The following is a 15,591-nucleotide window of genomic DNA, read 5'->3' as shown; positions in this document are numbered from 1 at the left end:
TCGCCGTCGCCCCTCGCCTCGGGCGTCGATCCGCGACATGCTGGTCGGGTGAACACCTCATCCCGGCGTCGCCGGCTCGGGCTCGGCGCCCTCCTCGTCACCCTCGCACTGCTCGTCGCCGGCTGCATGAGGATCGACATGGCCCTCACGCTCTCCGAGGACGACACCGTCGACGGGTCGGTCGTCATGGCGATCTCCGACGAGGTCGCGGAGGCGGCGGGCCAGGACCCGCAGGCGCTCTGGGACCAGCTCGGCGGCCAGATGGAGTCCGGCCTCCCGCCCGGCGCGACGCAGGAGCCGTACGCCGAGGACGGCTACACCGGGACGCGCCTGACGTACACGGACCAGCCGATCTCCGAGATGTCGTCCACCGGCGGCACGGACCCGCTGTCGATCACGCGCGAGGGCGACCAGTACGTCGTCGAGGGGCAGATGGACCTCTCCGACGAGGAGATGGGGCTCGACGGCTCCGACCCGCAGTCGGACGAGATGTCGCGCCAGATGCTCGAGGGCTTCGACGTCCGCATCTCCGTGACGTTCCCCGGCGAGATCGCCGAGACCAACGGCGAGGTCGACGGGAACACCGTCACGTGGACGCCCGCCGTCGGCGAGGTCACCGAGATCAGCGCCCGCGGCTCGGCCGTCGCCGGAGGCTCGGCCGCTGCACCGGACGAGAGCACGGACGGCACGGACGACCCGACCGACGAGAGCACGACCGGGACGGCCGACGACGCCGGCACCGACCTCGACGACGCCTTCCCCTGGTGGCTCCTCGGCATCGTCGCCGGGCTCGTGCTGCTCGGGATCGTCGGCCTCGTCCTGTGGCTCGTGCTCCGCAAGAAGCCCACCGACCAGGGCACGGCGCAGGCGACCTACGCGGGCGCACCCGGCCCGTACGGCGCGCCCGGTCCCTACAGCGCGCCCGGCCCGTACGGCGCTCCCGGGCAGGCGCCGGGCCCGGGGTATCCGGGGCAGCAGGGCCCGTACCCGGGCGCTCCCCAGCAGCCCGGCCAGCCCTACCCGGGGGCGCCTCAGCAGCCCGGGCAGGCCTACCCCGGCGCACCGCAGGGCCAGTACGCGCCCCCGCCGGCGCCGTACGGTCAGCCGCACCCGCAGTCCGCGCCCACCGCGCCGCTCCCGCCCACCGGCGCCGCACCCGGCGCGCCCACACCCACCGAGCCGACGCCGCCGCCGGGACCGGACGCCGCGGGCCCCGGCGACGAGGAGATCGACGACTCGACGCACCTGCGCCGGCCGCAGGACTGACCGGCTCGCCGTCCGCGCTCGGCCCGTCCCGGATCCTCCCGGGGCGGGCCGTCGCCGTCCGGGGCAGGGGCGCTCAGCCCCAGAGCGGCTCGGTGGGCACGTAGGCGAGGGCGCGCGCCCCGAGGTCGGGCGCGACGTCGGCGAGGGACGCCGGGTGCCACGCAGGCTCGCGGTCCTTGTCGACGACCTGCGCCCGGATGCCCTCGACGAGGTCCGGCTGGGTGTCGACGAACCACGAGACGAGCCGGTACTCCTGCTCGAGCCCCGCGCGCAGGTCGGGCAGGGTCCGCGCGCTGCGGATCGCCGCGAGGGCCACGGTGACGGCCGTCGGGGACAGCGCCTCGAGCTCGTCCGCCTCGGCTCCGGCGGCGGCGTCGCCGGCGCGGGCCGCCTCGCGCAGGCGTGCGACGATCTCCGGCACCGTCGCCGCCGCGTAGCAGCGGTCGACGCGCGCCTGCCGCGCGAGCAGCGCCGACGTCGGCGGCTCGACGGCGTGCCGGCGTGCGACCTCGCGGACGGACTCGGGGTCGACCGGGTCCACCCCCGCGGCGGCGAGGTCGACGAGGTCCTGGCGCAGCAGCGGCAGTCGCTCCGTCGGGACGAGGTGGTCGGCGAGGCCGGCGTGGACCGCGTCGGCGCCGTCCATCGTCACGGCCCCGAGCGCGAGGTGCTCGCCGAGCCGGCCCGGGGCGCGGGACAGGAGCCACGACCCGCCGACGTCGGGCGTGAAGCCGATGCGCGTCTCGGGCATCGCGACACGCGAACGCTCGGTGACGACCCGCACGGCCGCGTGCGCGCCGAGACCCACGCCTCCGCCCATCGTGATCCCGTCCATGATCGACACGACGGGGACGGGGCTCTCCGCGATCGCGGCGTCCACGGCGTACTCGCGCCGGAAGTAGCGGCGCGCGTCGGCCTGCCGTCCTGCCACGATCGAGGCGTGCAGCTCCCGGACGTCGCCGCCCGCGCAGAACCCGCGGTCGCCCGCGCCGTCGAGCAGGACCACCCGGACCGTCGGGTCGTCGCGCCAGGCGTCGAGGACGCCCGCGATCTCGCCGAGCATGTCGTAGCCGAGCGCGTTGAGCGCGCCCGGCCGGTCCAGCGTCAGGTGCCCGACGGCGTCGTCGGACCGCGCGATGATCTGGCTCGTCACCCCGTCACGGTACCGTCGGGCATGCCTTCAGCGACGGACGAGCGGGACGGGACGCACGAGCAGGGCGGGTGGCGCCCCGACGTCCTGGGCGGCACGTGGCAGGCGCGGGATCTCGACCTGCCGGGCGGCGCGGTCGCGACGCTCGTCCGCGACGCCGCGGCCGGGTCCGCGCCGGTCGGCCCGGGCCCCGGGCGTCCTGCCGTGCTCTACGTCCACGGGTTCATCGACTACTTCTTCCAGACCCACGTCGCCGAGGCGTTCGCGGCGCGCGGCTACCCGTTCTACGCGCTCGACCTGCGCGGCTACGGACGCTCGATCGGGCGCGGGACGGGCGCTCCCTCACGACCCGACGACGACCCGAACTTCGTCACCGACCTCGCGGTGTACGCCCAGGACCTCGACGCCGCGGCGCGTGCGCTGCGCGCGGAGGGCCACGAGCACCTCGTCGTCCTGGGCCACTCGACGGGCGGGCTCGTCGCGAGCCTGTGGGCGGACGCGCGCCCCGGCCGGGTCTCCGCGCTCGTGCTCAACAGCCCGTGGTTCGACCTCAACCGGTCGTGGCTGTACCGGGGCCCGGTGACGCAGGTGGTCGACGTCGTCGGCCGGGTCGCGCCCCGGCTCGTCGTCGGGCACCTCGACGAGCACTGGGCGCGGGCGCTGCACGCGAGCACGGGCGGCGAGTGGGACTTCGACCTCGCGTGGAAACCGCTCGAGGGCTTCCCGGTGCGCGCCGGGTTCCTGCGCTCGGTGCGCCGGGCCCACCGCCGCGTCGCGAAGGGCCTAGCGGTCGACTGCCCGGTGCTCGTGCTCGCGTCGGCGCGCAGCGGCCCGGCCGCCGGCTGGCACGACGCGCTGCTCACGACCGACAGCGTGCTCGACGTGGAGCACATCGTCTCCCGCGCGGCGCGCCTCGGCGACGACGTCACCGTGGTCGCCGTCGAGGGCGGCGCGCACGACCTCGCGCTCTCTCCCGAGCCCGCGCGCTCGACCTACCTGCGCGAGGTGCTCGACTGGCTCGACGCCCGTACCTGACCGTGCCCGCTCCGCGTCGAGCCCCGGCTTGTGCGCCAGGATCGTTGGCCGCTGGCGTACAACCCGGGGGTCGGCCGCACGACCCGCCCACCCAGGAGGCGGCACCACCGCTGCCGTGTCCGAATCCCGCTAGCCACGGGCGGTGCCGAGCGCGAGGATCGTCCCGTGACCACGACGCACCCCGGCCCCGCGAGCACGGCGACGGCGACGGACGACCCCGTCTTCACCGAGCGCTACCGCGCCATCGCGTCGCGCGACCGGCGCTTCGACGGCCAGTTCGTCACGGCCGTCCGCACGACGCGCATCTACTGCCGCCCGTCGTGCCCCGCGCGCACGCCCCGGCCCGAGAACGTGACGTTCTACCGCACGTCCGCCGCGGCCCACGAGGCCGGCTACCGCGCGTGCAAGCGCTGCCTCCCGGAGGCCGTGCCCGGGACGCCGAGCTGGGACCTCGGGCACGACCTCGCGGCCCGCGCGATGCGGCTCGTCGGCGACGGCGTCGTGGACCGCGAGGGCGTCGACGGGCTCGCGGCTCGCCTCGGGTACACGCCGCGGCACGTGCACCGCGTGCTCGTCGCCGAGCTCGGTGCCGGCCCCGTCGCGCTCGCCCGTGCGCTGCGCGCCCAGACCGCGCGCGCCCTGCTCACGGGCACGGACCTGCGCCTCGCCGACGTCGCGTTCGCGGCCGGGTTCGGCAGCGTGCGGCAGTTCAACGACACGGTCGCCGAGGTCTTCGACACGACACCCGGCGAGCTGCGCCGCCGGGCGCGACCGGCCGCGCGCACGGTCCCGCGCACGGTCGCGGCACCGCCCGCCGTCGGCGACGCACCGCCCCCGGAGGGTCACGACGCCCGCGCGGCGGGGCTCGACCTCGTGCTCCCCCTGCGCGAGCCGTACGACGCGCGCGGCGTCTTCGCCTTCCTCGCGGCGCGCGCGGTGACCGGCGTGGAGGTCGTCGGCACGAGCGACCCGACGCACCTGTCCTACGCGCGGACGATCGCGCTCCCGCACGGCCCCGGCGCGTTCCGCGCCACGTACGGGCCGCTGCCCGACGGCGGCGGGCCGGCACGGCACGGCCCGGGCGTGGCAGGGTCCCCGCGGTTCCGCGTCGAGCTCGAGCTCACGTCCGTCGCGGACCTTCCGGCGGCGATCGCGCGCGTGCGGCGGCTGTTCGACCTCGACGCCGACCCGCACGCCGTCGACGCCGCGCTCGCGACCGACCCGGCGCTCGCCGGCCCGGTCGCCTCGACGCCGGGCGTCCGGGTGCCGGGCGCGGTCGACGGCGCGGAGGTCCTCGTGCGCGCGCTCGTCGGCCAGCAGATCTCCGTCGCGGCCGCGCGCACGCACCTCTCGCGCCTCGCGGGGGCCCTCGGCGCGCCGTTCGCGTCACGGTTCGGACCCGCACGCCTGTTCCCCACCGCCGAGCGGATCGCCGCGGACGGCGCGGCCCACCTCCGCGGCCCCGCGCGGCGCACCGCCGCGATCCTCGGCGCCGCCCGTGCCCTCGCCGACGGCGACCTCGCCGTCTCCCCCGCCGACGACCCCGCGGCGCTGCGCGCCGCGCTCGAGACGCTGCCCGGCGTCGGGCCGTGGACCTCCGGGTACGTCACGATGCGCGTGCTGCACGACCCCGACGTGCTGCTCGACGGCGACCTCGCCCTGCGCGCCGGCGCCCGCGCGCTCGGGCTCCCCGACGACCGTCGCGCACTCGTCGCGCACGCCGAGCGCTGGGCGCCCTGGCGCTCGTACGCCGCGATGCACCTGTGGCGCGCGGCCGCCCCCGCCCCGATCATCCCGGCCCTCCCCGCCATCCCGGCCACCCCGGCCATCCCGACCGACCCGACGCTCCCTCTGGAGGAGACGTGACCGCCACGACCACCCGCCCCACGACCATCCGTCCCACCACGACCTCGTCGCCCGCCGTCACGACGTCCGTCGCGACTCCCGACGGCCCGTTCACGCTCGTCGTCGCGGCCGACGGCGCGGTGCTGGCGTCCGGCTGGACCGACGACGTCGCCGAGCTGGTCGCGCTCGTCCACCCGAGCCTGCGCCCCGCGGACGCTGAGCCCGTCACGGAGGACGACCCCGCCGTGTCGCCCGCCGTCGGTGCGGTGCGCGCGTACTACGCGGGGGACGTGCACGCGATCGACGACGTACCCGTGCGTCAGGCGTCCGGCCCGTACCGGGCGCACGCGTGGGACGTCCTGCGCACGGTCGAGCCCGGGGACCCGGTGACGTACACCCGGTACGCCGAGCTGTCGGGCCGGCCGGCCGCCGTGCGCGCGGCGGCCGGCGCGTGCGCGATGAACGCCGCCGCGCTGTTCGTGCCCTGCCACCGCGTGCTGCGGACCGACGGCAGCCTCGGCGGCTACCGCTACGGCCTCGCCGTGAAGCGGAGCCTGCTCGACCGGGAGCGGGAGGCCGCCGGGGACCCCCCGCCGTCCGCCGTCTGACGCCTCCGCCCCGCGGCGAAGGCCCCCTTCTCGCGGCGCGACGCGGGCCCTATCCTGCAAGCAGCCGGCCGCCGTACGACGGCCACCGCCCGCACGAGCGATCCGGAGCAGACCCATGGCCCGCGGAGCGACGACGAAGGACCCGAGCCCCCCGCCCCGCTGGTTCGTCCGCACGGCCTGGGTCGTGCACCGCGTGCTCCACCGCGCGTCGGGCGGCCGTTTCCTGCGGCGTCCACGGCCGGACCGGTGGGGCATGATGCGCCTCACCACGACCGGTCGCCGCACCGGCCAGGACCGCAGCGTGATCCTCGGGTACTACGAGGACGGCCCCGACGTCGTCACGATGGCGATGAACGGCTGGGCCGAGGGGCACCCGGCCTGGTGGCTCAACCTCCAGGCGAACCCGGACGCCACCGTCGTCCTGCCCGACGGCGCCACGCGCGCGGTGCGGGCCCGCGCGGCCGAGGGCGCGGAGCGCGAGCGGCTGTGGGCGCGGTGGCGCGAGCTCGGCGACGACGTCGACGGGTACGCGGCGCACCGGGACACCGACACGCCCGTCGTCGTGCTGGAGCCGCGCCAGGTGCCGCCCGGCACGCCGCCGGCGCGCTGAGGGCGTCCGCTCAGCCGCGGCCGAAGAGCTGGGTCCACACGCCGCCCGCGGAGCCGACCCCGATCTCCGTCGAGTCGCAGCTGAGGATGTTCGCGCGGTGCCCCGGCGAGTCCATCCAGGCCCGCACGACCTCCTCGGCCGTGCGCTGGCCCTTGGCGATGTTCTCGCCCGACGGGTTCGCGTACCCCTGGGCCTCCGCCCGGTCCCACGGGGAGCGGCCGTCGAGGCTCGTGTGGTCGAAGTAGCCCTGCGCGAGCATGTCCTCGCTGTGCAGCTGCGCCGCCGCCGTGAGCCGCGCGTCGACGACGAGGGGCGCGCACCCGGCGGCCGCGCGCTCGGCGTTCGTGAGCTCGATAACGGCCGCGACCTCCGCCGAGAGCCCGCTCGGCGTCGGGGCCTCGGTGGGCGACGGCGCGGGCGCGGGGGCGGTCGTCGCGACCGGGGCCGGAGCTGGTGCCGGGGCCGCCGACGGCGCCGCGGAGGCAGGGGGCGTCGTCGTCCCGCCGTCCGGCGACCGGTCCGGGGACGCCGACGGCGCGGGCGCCGCCTCCGGCTCCTCCACGGGCGCCGTTATCGGCTGCTCCTGGTCGGCGGGCGCCTCGGTGGGACCGGACGACGGCGCGCCCTCCGGGGCGTCGTCACCGGGCTCGGCGTCGCCCGCCTCGGTGCCCGCACCCGCCGCGGGAGCCGTGCCCTCCTGCCGCGCGACGTCGGCGCGTCCGGCACCCGAGCGCGACGCCGCGTCGCCGAGCCGCGCGGCGAGCGCCTGGTCCGCCACGTCGTCCTGCCAGGGCAGCGCCTCGACGACCGGGCCGAGCGGCCCGGCGTCCTCGGGCGACACCTCGCCCGTCACCGTCGCCGCCGTGAGGCCGACGGACGGCGCGAGGACCGCCACGGCCGCGATGCCGGCGGTGATCGCGCCCGCCCTCGCCGGACCGGTCCGCAGGTGCCGCGCGGGCTCTCTGCGGCGGGGACGCGCGGCGGCGCTCGAGCCGCTCGCGCGGTGGCGCGGGGTCTGGGGCGAGGGCATCGCCCGACCATAGCGTTACCGGATCGTGATGTATAACCGCGCACGTCGGACACCGGGTACGGGGAGGGTCTCCCGCGGGCCTCGTCAGAGGAGCGACGGCTCCTCGGGCGTCGAGACCGTGAAGACGGCGCCCGCGACCAGCGGCGACCGCGTCACCTCCCGCTCGAGCTCGTCGAGGCGACGCGCGACGGCGGCCTCGGTCTCGTCGCCCGTGAGGTCGACGCTCGCGACGAGGTAGAGCGCCCGGGGGCCGACGTACTCGAGCCGCAGGTACGTGACGCGCGCGACCTGGGGCATCGCGGCGATCGCCCGGAGCGCCGCGTCGCGCGTGCGGGGCTGCGCCGCCTCGCCGACGAGGAAGCGGCGGTTGCGGTCGACGAGGACGAGGGAGACGACAGCGAGCACCACGCCGACGAGGATCGAGCCGATCGCGTCCGGGACCGGGGACCCGGTGAGCTGGTGCGCGAGGACGCCCGCGCCGCCGATGACGAGCCCCACGAGGGCCGCGGCGTCCTCGGCGAACACCGCGCGCAGCGTCGGGTCCGACGTGACGAGGACGTGCTGGAGGGTGTCGCGCTGTGCTCGCCGCGCCTCCGCGCGGACCTGCCGCCGCGCCTGGAGGAAGGAGACGCCCTCGAGCACGAACGCCACGGCGAGCACGACGTACGCGACGCCGTAGTCGCCCGCCGGCTCCGGGTGGACGAGCTCCTGGATCCCGTGCGTGATCGACACCCCGGCGCCGACGGCGAAGAGCCCGATGGCCGCGAACATCGACCACACGTAGGCCTCGCGACCGTGGCCGAGCGGGTGCGTCGCGTCGGCAGGGCGGCGGGAGCGGCGGTCGGCGACGAGGAGGAAGACCTCGTTGCCGGTGTCGGCCCACGAGTGGACGGCCTCGGCGAGCATCGACGCGGACCCCGTGACGAGTGCGGCGCCGGTCTTCGCCACGGCGACGAGGGCGTTCGCGACGAACGCCACCAGGACCGTGAGCGTGCTCGCGCCGCCCTGCTCCGGGGGTCGCGCGACGCGCGGGCTCCCCGACGGGTCGTCGGCGCCCCTGGTGCCGCCCGGGGGTTCACGCGTCCGCATGGGGCCGGTCTACCAGCCCGCAGCGCGGTCCGCTCGGCGGCGATCCCGGGGACGTCCCGGACGACGCCGGACGCGAGCGGCTCAGGAGCCGGGTTCGCCCTCGGGTCGCGGCGGCCCGTCCGGCGACGGGACGGTCGGGTCGACCGGCTCCCCGGCGCGCTCGTCGTGCTCCCCCAGCGCCTCGCGGTCGGCCGCGGCCTGATCACGGGTGAGCTCGTCGACGACGAGCGCGTGCGTGCGGACCTTGCCCGTGCGGTAGCCCGCACGGCCGACCATGTGGGCGGCGACGGGCGACGTGAGGAGCTGGAACGCGACGACGAGCGCGAGCGTCGCGACGACTCCCCAGGAGCGCAGTCGCAGGCTCATCCCGAGGAGCACGAGGATCAGCCCGAGCACCTGCGGCTTGGTCGCCGCGTGCATCCGGCCGAGCAGGTCGGGGAACCGCACCACGCCGACGCCGGCGGCGAACGCGAGGAACGCCCCGAGCAGCAGGAGCACCGCCGCGACGACGTCCGCCACCGCGTCCCAGAGTCCGGCGTCCATCAGCGCACCTCGCCCTCGGCGCTCGTCCCGTGGTGGTCGCGGTCCACGACCTGGTCGCGCTCGGCCTCCTCGGCCGCACGGCGTGCGGCGTCCTCGCGGGCCACCTCCTCCGCCGTGCGGATCCGCCCCTCGCCCTCGGGCTCCACCGACGCGAACCGCGCGATCGTCACCGAGCCGACGAAGCCGACGAGCGAGAGCACGACGAGCAGCGGGATCGTGTCGGTGCGGCGCGAGAACGCGGCCTCGAGGGCGATCGCGCCCACGAGGGTCGTCGTGAAGACGTCGAGCGCGACGGTGCGGTCGAGCATCGACGGGCCCCGCTCGGCGCGCACGACGGCGAGCGTCGCGGCGGCCCCGAGGAGCACGGCCGCGGCCACGACCACCACGAGGAACACGGTGTCGCTCATCGGTCGCCCACCTGCCTGGTCACCTGTCGGCCTCCTTCCCCGCGCCCGTCGCACGCCCGGGTCGCCCGCCCCCGGTCCGCGGCGCGGCCGGGTCGTCTCCGCCGTCGTGCTGGTACAGCCCCGCGACCCGCAGCTCCTCGTTCGTCGCGAACGCGTGGAGGACGCGGGCCTCGAGGGCGAGCGTGTCCGCCCGGACCTTCTCGACGCCGCCCGCCTGGTCGACGTCGAGCACGTGCAGGTACAGCATGCCGGTGAGGCGGTGCGCCTCGATGACGAGCGAGCCGGGGACGAGCGACGTGAGCTCGGACGTCAGGGTCATGTAGACGTCGGACGGGTTGCGCAGCCGGACGCCCACCACCGCGCCGTGCGGCGTGCGCCGCGGGTCGACCGCGAGGGCGGCGACCTGGAAGGACGCGGTGAACAGGTCGGCGACGAAGCGCGCCAGCAGCACCAGCACCGGCCACGGGCGGAGCGTGCCCCGCGTCGCGACCGACGGCAGCGGCAGCAGGACGAGCACCGCGCAGCCGACCAGCAGGCCGGCCACGACGTTGCCCCACGACAGGTCTCCCCAGAGCGCGACCCAGACGACCGTGAGCCACACGACGGTCCGCCACTGCGTCGTGAGCCGCCGGAACGGTCCGCTCGTCAGCGTGCTGCGTCGACGGTGGAGGCTGTTCACCCCTCCTCACCCCCGTCCGCGACGTCGCTGGAGACGCCCTGCCCGCGGCCGGACCCGTCGGGGAAGACCGCGTCGACGTACGTGTGCCCGTCGAGCAGGGTCGACGCCGCGCGCTCGGTGTACGCGTACAGCGGGCCGGCGACCACGGTGAGCGCCACCCCGAACGCGACGAGCGCCGTCGCCGGCCCGACCATGCCGCGCGGCAGGCGCACGGTCTCCGGGATCTCGACGGGCGCCGTCTGCCAGAAGGCCTTGTTCCACGCCTTGACGATCGCGTAGAGCGTCAGGAGGGACGTGACGACGGAGCCCACGACGAGCGCCCACGTGAGCGGCGTGCCCTGCGCGACGCCCTCCTGGAGCAGACCGACCTTGCCGAGGAACCCGGACAGCGGCGGGATGCCCGCGAGGTTCATCGCGGGGACGAAGAAGAGGACGGCCAGCCCGGGAGCGAGCTTGGCGAGACCACCCAGCCGGTCGAGCGACGTGGAGCCCCCGCGGCGCTCGACGAGGCCCACCACGAGGAAGAGCGTCGTCTGCACGGTGATGTGGTGCACGACGTAGAAGACCGCCGCCGCCATGCCCGGCTCGGACGCGAGCGCGATGCCGAAGATCATGTAGCCGATGTGGCTCACGAGCGTGAACGACAGCAGTCGTTTGATGTCGTTCTGGGCGACGGCGCCGAGGATCCCGATGATCATCGTCGCGAGGGCGAGCCACAGGAGGAGGTCGTCGAGACGCCCCCCGGGGAACAGCAGCGTCTGCGTCCGGATGATCGCGTACACGCCGACCTTGGTCAGCAGCCCGGCGAAGACGGCGGTGACGGGGGCGGGCGCCGTCGGGTACGAGTCGGGGAGCCACGCGGACAGGGGGAACAGCGCCGCCTTGATGCCGAACGCGACGAGCAGCAGGAGCTGGATGGTCGTCGCGACGCCGGGGTCGATCTCGGCGAACCGCTCGGACAGCTGCGCGAGGTTCACCGTGCCCGTCGCGGCGTACGTCACGGCGATCGCGACGAGGAAGATGATCGACGACAGCAGCGCCACGACCACGTAGATGGACCCGGCCCGGATGCGCTCGCCCGTCCCGCCGAGCGTGAGCAGGACGTAGCTCGCGGCGAGGAAGATCTCGAAGCCGACGTAGAGGTTGAACAGGTCGCCCGAGAGGAACGCGTTGAACACGCCCGCGGCGAGCACCATGAAGGTCGGGTGGTAGATCGCGACCGGCGCCTCGTCGTCACCGTCCGCCACGCCCTGCGCGAGCGAGTACAGCAGGACGCAGAGCATGACGAAGCTCGACACGGTGAGCATGAGCGCCGACAGCCGGTCCGCGATCAGGTCGATGCCGACCGGCGCCGCCCACTCCCCCACGTCCACGACGACAGGGCCCCCGTCGGCCGCGACGAGCAGCACGACGGAGACGGCGAGCACGACCACCAGCGTGGTCGCCGCGATGACGCGCTGGGCGCGGGCGTGCCGCCACAGGGCGAGCGTCAGTCCCGCCGCGACGAGCGGCAGCGTCACCGGCAGGGGGACGAGCGCCTTGGAGACCTCGACCAGGTCCATCAGCGGCTCCCCTCGTCGTCGAGCCGCCGGTCCGTGACGCCGTCGCCGTCCCCGTCGGTCTCGTCACGCACCTGCGCGGCCTCGTCGTCGAGCGTCTGACCGCTCTCCTCCGTGTCCAGGTCCTCGAAGGCCGGGGTGTTGCGAGCGGCCTGCCGCGCGACGCGACGGTCCTCGAGGTCGTCCTGGACCTCGTCGTGACCGTGCAGCTGCCACGAGCGGTACGCCATCGCGAGGACGAACGCCGTGAACCCCAGCGTGATGACGATCGCGGTGAGCACCATCGCCTGCACGAGTGGGTCGCTCATCTCGTCCTCGGGCGTCGTGCCGACGAGGGGTGCTCCCCCGGCGCGCCCGCCCGCGACGAGGAACAGCAGGTTCGCGCCGTTGCCCATGAGGATGAAACCGAGCAGGACACGCGTGAGGCTGCGCTCGAGCAGGAGGTACACGCCGGCGGCGAACAGGACGCCGATCGCGAGGACGAGCACGATGCTCGGGGTCATGTCGATGTCGCTCATCGGCGGCCGCCTCCGATCGCGTCGGGCTCGAGCGCGGACATCGGGTCGCTGTCCTCGCCGGGCTCCTGGCCGCGCGCGGTCCGCTCGCCCTGCCGGTCGATCTCGGCGCCGAGCGTGCGCAGGATGTCGAGCACGAGGCCCAGCACCACGAGGAACACCCCGATGTCGAAGAACAGCGTGGTGACGAGCTTGACGTGGCCGAACACGGGGAGCGTGAGGTCGATGATGGCGCTCTGGAGCACCGACCCGCCGAGGAGGAGCGGCACGAGGCCGACCCCGGCGGACAGGAACAGGCCGAGGCCCAGGAGGATGCCCGGGTGGACCGGCGCGGCCTCGCCGAGCTCGTAGCGGCCGCCGGCGAGGTAGCGCACGACGAGCGCGATACCGACGACGAGGCCTGCCGCGAACCCGCCGCCCGGCTGGTTGTGCCCCGAGAACAGCAGGAAGAGCGCGAAGACGATCATCGAGTGGAACAGCACGCGCGTGACGACCTCGAAGATCACCGAGCGCCGCTGCGGCGCGAGCGTGCGACCCGCCGACAACCACACGGACATCCGGGGCTGGCCCTCGTCCGTGACGCCCCGCCGGCGCAGCGCAGCGCCCGGGTCCGGCTCGCCGCCCCAGATGCCCTGGCCCTGCGGGCCGCGCGCGACGCGGGCGTCGGCGATCCGCAGCACGTCGCCGCTGCGCACGCGCAGGAAGACGAGCGACGCGACGCCGGTGGCCGCGGCGAGCAGCACCGAGATCTCGCCCATGGTGTCCCAGGCGCGGATGTCCACCAGCGTGACGTTGACGATGTTCCTCCCGCCGCCCCAGGCGTAGGCCTCCTCCGGGAAGTCCACGGAGATGGGCACGGCGACGCGCGCGAGCGGGGCGACGAGCGCGAGGCCCATCATCGCGACGCCGACCGCGACGCCGATGCCGAGCCGGACCCAGCGGCTCGCGGCGAGCGGCCGGTCGGAGAAGTACGGGGGCAGCCGGCGCAGCACCAGCACCATGACGACGAGCGTGACGGTCTCGACGAGGACCTGCGTCAGCGCGAGGTCCGGAGCGCCGTGCAGCAGGAAGACCACGGCGTTGCCGTAGCCGGCGATGCCGATCAGGACGACGGCCTTGAGCCGGCGCCGCGAGCGTGCCGCGAGCACGGAGGCCACGCAGATCGCGAGCACGGCCGCGAGCTGTGCAGGACGGTCCCACGCCTTGAGCTGCTCGGGCCAGCTCGTCTGCACGAGCAGCACCAGGCCCGGCCCCACGGCGACGACGAGGAGCATGATGCCGAGGTAGAACGGGAGCGAGCCGCGCTGCGTGACCGCCGTGACGTCGGCCGCGAGGTCGTCGAGGCGGCGCATGGTGCGGCGGTACGCGACGTCCGCCTCGGGGACGGACCACAGGAAGGCCTGGAACCGCTCGACGCGCGACCGCTGCCAGAACAGCAGCACCCCGACGACGAGGATCAGGACGGTCAGCGCCAGCGCCGGGGTGAACCCGGCCCAGAGCACGAGGTGGCCCGGCTCACCCGCCGGGTACGCCTCGGCGTACGGCTGGAGCAGTTCCTCGCCGAGGTGCGGGACGAGACCGGCCGCGAGGCCCAGCACGGCGAGCACGACGGCCGGGGCCACGAGCAGCAGCGGCAGCGGCTTGATCCGCGACGGGTCGACGACCGGCTCGTCGGGCTCGACGGCCGGTCCGCGGGACGCGCGCAGGTCGACGTGCTCGTTCGCCCGGGAGGGAGCACCCGCGAACCGCTTGTGCGAGGAGAACGCGCCCCACCAGAAGCGCAGGCTGTACGCGGTCGTGAGCATGGACCCCACGACGACCGACCACAGGGCCACGGCGTCCACCCACGCGGGACCCTGGCCGTGCAGCAGCCCCTCGAGCGCGGCCTCCTTCGCGACGTAGCCCGCGAACGGCGGCAGCCCGATCATCGAGGCCGTCGCCAGGGCGCCGGCCGTCGCCGTCCACGGCAGGGCACGGCCCACCCCGGTGAGGCGGCGCAGGTCGCGCGTGCCCGTCGCGGCGTCGACCGCACCGACGACGAGGAACAGGGTCGCCTTGAACATCGCGTGGGCGCCGATCATCGCGAGGCCCGCGAGCGCCGCACCGCGCGTGCCCAGCCCCACGAGGAGGACGATGAAGCCGAGCTGGCTCACCGTGCCGAACGCGAGGACGAGCTTGAGGTCGTACTGGCGCAGCGCCCGGTAGCCACCGACGAGCATCGTGCCGGCGCCGAGCGCGATGACGAGCGTGCGCCACACGGTCGTGTCGGAGTACGCGGGGGCGAAGCGGGCGACGAGGTAGACGCCCGCCTTGACCATGGCCGCGGCGTGCAGGTAGGCGCTCACCGGGGTCGGGGCGGCCATCGCGGCGGGGAGCCAGAAGTGCAGCGGGACGAGCGCGGACTTCGTGGCCGCCCCCACGAGGAGGCAGACCACGGCGGCCGTCACGGCGCCGCCCGAGGGCGGGTCGGCGACGATCTCCGACAGCCGGTACGTCCCGGCCTGGACCCCCAGGACGACGAGCCCGACGAGCATCGCGAGGCCGCCCGCCGTGGTGAGGACGATCGCCTGCATCGCGGCGCGCCGTCCCGCCTTGCGGTCCGCGTAGTGCCCGATGAGCAGGTAGGAGAAGACGGTGGTCAGCTCCCAGAACACGAACAGCAGCAGCACGTCGTCCGCGACGACGAGCCCGGCCATGGCCCCGGCGAACGCGGTGAGCACGCCGCCGAACCTGCGCAGCCCCTGCGCGGTCGGCGAGAAGTAGGCGGAGCAGTACACGAGCACCAGTGCGCCGACGCCCCCGACGAGCAGCAGCATGAGCCACGACAGCGTGTCCATGCGGAACGCGAGCTCGAGCCCGATCCCGGGCACCCACTCGTGCACGGTCGTCGGGTGGCCGCCCTCCATGACGCGCCGCGTCCACGTCAGCGCGTAGACAGCGGCCGACGCGGGCGCGAGCGCCATGACGAGGAACGCCCGCCGGCCCCACAGCGACACGAGTGCGGGCGCGCCCAGTGCCATCGCGAGATGTGCGACGAGCACGTAGAGCACGGGCCGCTCCGTCCGGGTCGGGGGCGGGTGGGCGGGTCTTGCCTGGACTTGTCACTCGTCACCGCGGCCGGGGGGCGCGCGCGCACGACGACACAGGGCCGTGACGCGACGGACGCCGCGTCGACCACGACCATTCTACGGTGCGCGCGCGACGCCGCGCTCCCCGGCGCGCGCCGCCGCGTCTCGCACCGTGCGGGGCGGTCCT

The 15,591-nt window shown here is 75.6% G+C and carries 14 protein-coding genes; 5 read left to right on the top strand and 9 right to left on the bottom strand.

Annotated elements, in window-relative coordinates:
* The first annotated feature begins 48 nt into the window (after window positions 1-48).
* Entirely contained in the window at window positions 49-1,266 is a 1,218-nt protein-coding gene (locus ACFTZA_RS00575; RefSeq protein ID WP_378189615.1) for an LppM family (lipo)protein, read from the top strand.
* A gap of 73 nt (window positions 1,267-1,339) precedes the next feature.
* On the opposite strand, the gene ACFTZA_RS00570 is transcribed toward ACFTZA_RS00575, so the two are convergent.
* Complete coding sequence (locus ACFTZA_RS00570; protein WP_378189614.1) at window positions 1,340-2,419, bottom strand: enoyl-CoA hydratase/isomerase family protein; 1,080 nt, start codon at window positions 2,417-2,419, stop codon at window positions 1,340-1,342.
* Between the two features lie 21 nt (window positions 2,420-2,440).
* Here ACFTZA_RS00570 and ACFTZA_RS00565 point away from each other — a divergent pair, with 21 nt between their 5' ends.
* From ACFTZA_RS00565 to ACFTZA_RS00550, 4 genes are all read left to right on the top strand, one after another.
* Window positions 2,441-3,451, top strand: coding sequence for an alpha/beta hydrolase (locus ACFTZA_RS00565; RefSeq protein ID WP_378189612.1), 1,011 nt, complete (start codon window positions 2,441-2,443; stop codon window positions 3,449-3,451).
* Between the two features lie 165 nt (window positions 3,452-3,616).
* On the top strand, window positions 3,617-5,317 hold the full coding sequence (locus ACFTZA_RS00560; RefSeq protein WP_378189610.1) for an AlkA N-terminal domain-containing protein: 1,701 nt from the start codon (window positions 3,617-3,619) through the stop codon (window positions 5,315-5,317).
* A complete protein-coding gene (locus tag ACFTZA_RS00555) occupies window positions 5,314-5,904 on the top strand; it encodes a methylated-DNA--[protein]-cysteine S-methyltransferase (protein WP_378189608.1) in 591 nt (196 codons plus the stop codon). Before ACFTZA_RS00560 ends, ACFTZA_RS00555 begins: the two co-directional genes overlap by 4 nt.
* A gap of 115 nt (window positions 5,905-6,019) precedes the next feature.
* On the top strand, window positions 6,020-6,514 hold the full coding sequence (locus tag ACFTZA_RS00550; protein ID WP_378189606.1) for a nitroreductase/quinone reductase family protein: 495 nt from the start codon (window positions 6,020-6,022) through the stop codon (window positions 6,512-6,514).
* Between the two features lie 10 nt (window positions 6,515-6,524).
* On the opposite strand, the gene ACFTZA_RS00545 is transcribed toward ACFTZA_RS00550, so the two are convergent.
* From ACFTZA_RS00545 to ACFTZA_RS00510, 8 genes are all read right to left on the bottom strand, one after another.
* On the bottom strand, window positions 6,525-7,544 hold the full coding sequence (locus tag ACFTZA_RS00545) for a CAP domain-containing protein (RefSeq protein ID WP_378189604.1): 1,020 nt from the start codon (window positions 7,542-7,544) through the stop codon (window positions 6,525-6,527).
* 84 nt (window positions 7,545-7,628) lie between these two features.
* Window positions 7,629-8,633: a cation diffusion facilitator family transporter gene (locus ACFTZA_RS00540; protein ID WP_378189602.1), complete on the bottom strand. Its 1,005-nt coding sequence runs from the start codon at window positions 8,631-8,633 to the stop codon at window positions 7,629-7,631.
* A gap of 81 nt (window positions 8,634-8,714) precedes the next feature.
* Window positions 8,715-9,176 (bottom strand): monovalent cation/H(+) antiporter subunit G, encoded by a 462-nt coding sequence (mnhG, locus tag ACFTZA_RS00535; RefSeq protein WP_378189600.1) that lies wholly within the window; start codon window positions 9,174-9,176, stop codon window positions 8,715-8,717.
* Window positions 9,176-9,583, bottom strand: coding sequence for a monovalent cation/H+ antiporter complex subunit F (locus ACFTZA_RS00530; RefSeq protein ID WP_378189598.1), 408 nt, complete (start codon window positions 9,581-9,583; stop codon window positions 9,176-9,178). The genes mnhG and ACFTZA_RS00530 overlap by 1 nt, the downstream gene beginning before the upstream one ends.
* Window positions 9,584-9,602: 19 nt before the next feature.
* Window positions 9,603-10,262 carry a Na+/H+ antiporter subunit E gene (locus tag ACFTZA_RS00525; protein WP_378189596.1) on the bottom strand — a complete coding sequence of 220 codons (660 nt, stop codon included), beginning with the start codon at window positions 10,260-10,262 and terminating at the stop codon, window positions 9,603-9,605.
* On the bottom strand, window positions 10,259-11,824 hold the full coding sequence (locus ACFTZA_RS00520) for a Na+/H+ antiporter subunit D (RefSeq protein WP_378189595.1): 1,566 nt from the start codon (window positions 11,822-11,824) through the stop codon (window positions 10,259-10,261). Before ACFTZA_RS00520 ends, ACFTZA_RS00525 begins: the two co-directional genes overlap by 4 nt.
* Entirely contained in the window at window positions 11,824-12,339 is a 516-nt protein-coding gene (locus ACFTZA_RS00515; RefSeq protein WP_378189593.1) for a Na(+)/H(+) antiporter subunit C, read from the bottom strand. Before ACFTZA_RS00515 ends, ACFTZA_RS00520 begins: the two co-directional genes overlap by 1 nt.
* Window positions 12,336-15,386: a Na+/H+ antiporter subunit A gene (locus ACFTZA_RS00510; protein ID WP_378189591.1), complete on the bottom strand. Its 3,051-nt coding sequence runs from the start codon at window positions 15,384-15,386 to the stop codon at window positions 12,336-12,338. Before ACFTZA_RS00510 ends, ACFTZA_RS00515 begins: the two co-directional genes overlap by 4 nt.
* Between the last annotated feature and the right edge of the window lie 205 nt (window positions 15,387-15,591).

It is taken from the genome of Cellulosimicrobium sp. NPDC057127, assembly GCF_042670945.1.
In the GTDB taxonomy this organism is placed as follows: domain Bacteria; phylum Actinomycetota; class Actinomycetes; order Actinomycetales; family Cellulomonadaceae; genus Cellulosimicrobium.
Note: the sequence above shows the minus strand (reverse complement) of the source record. Positions and strands in the feature narration are given on the sequence as shown.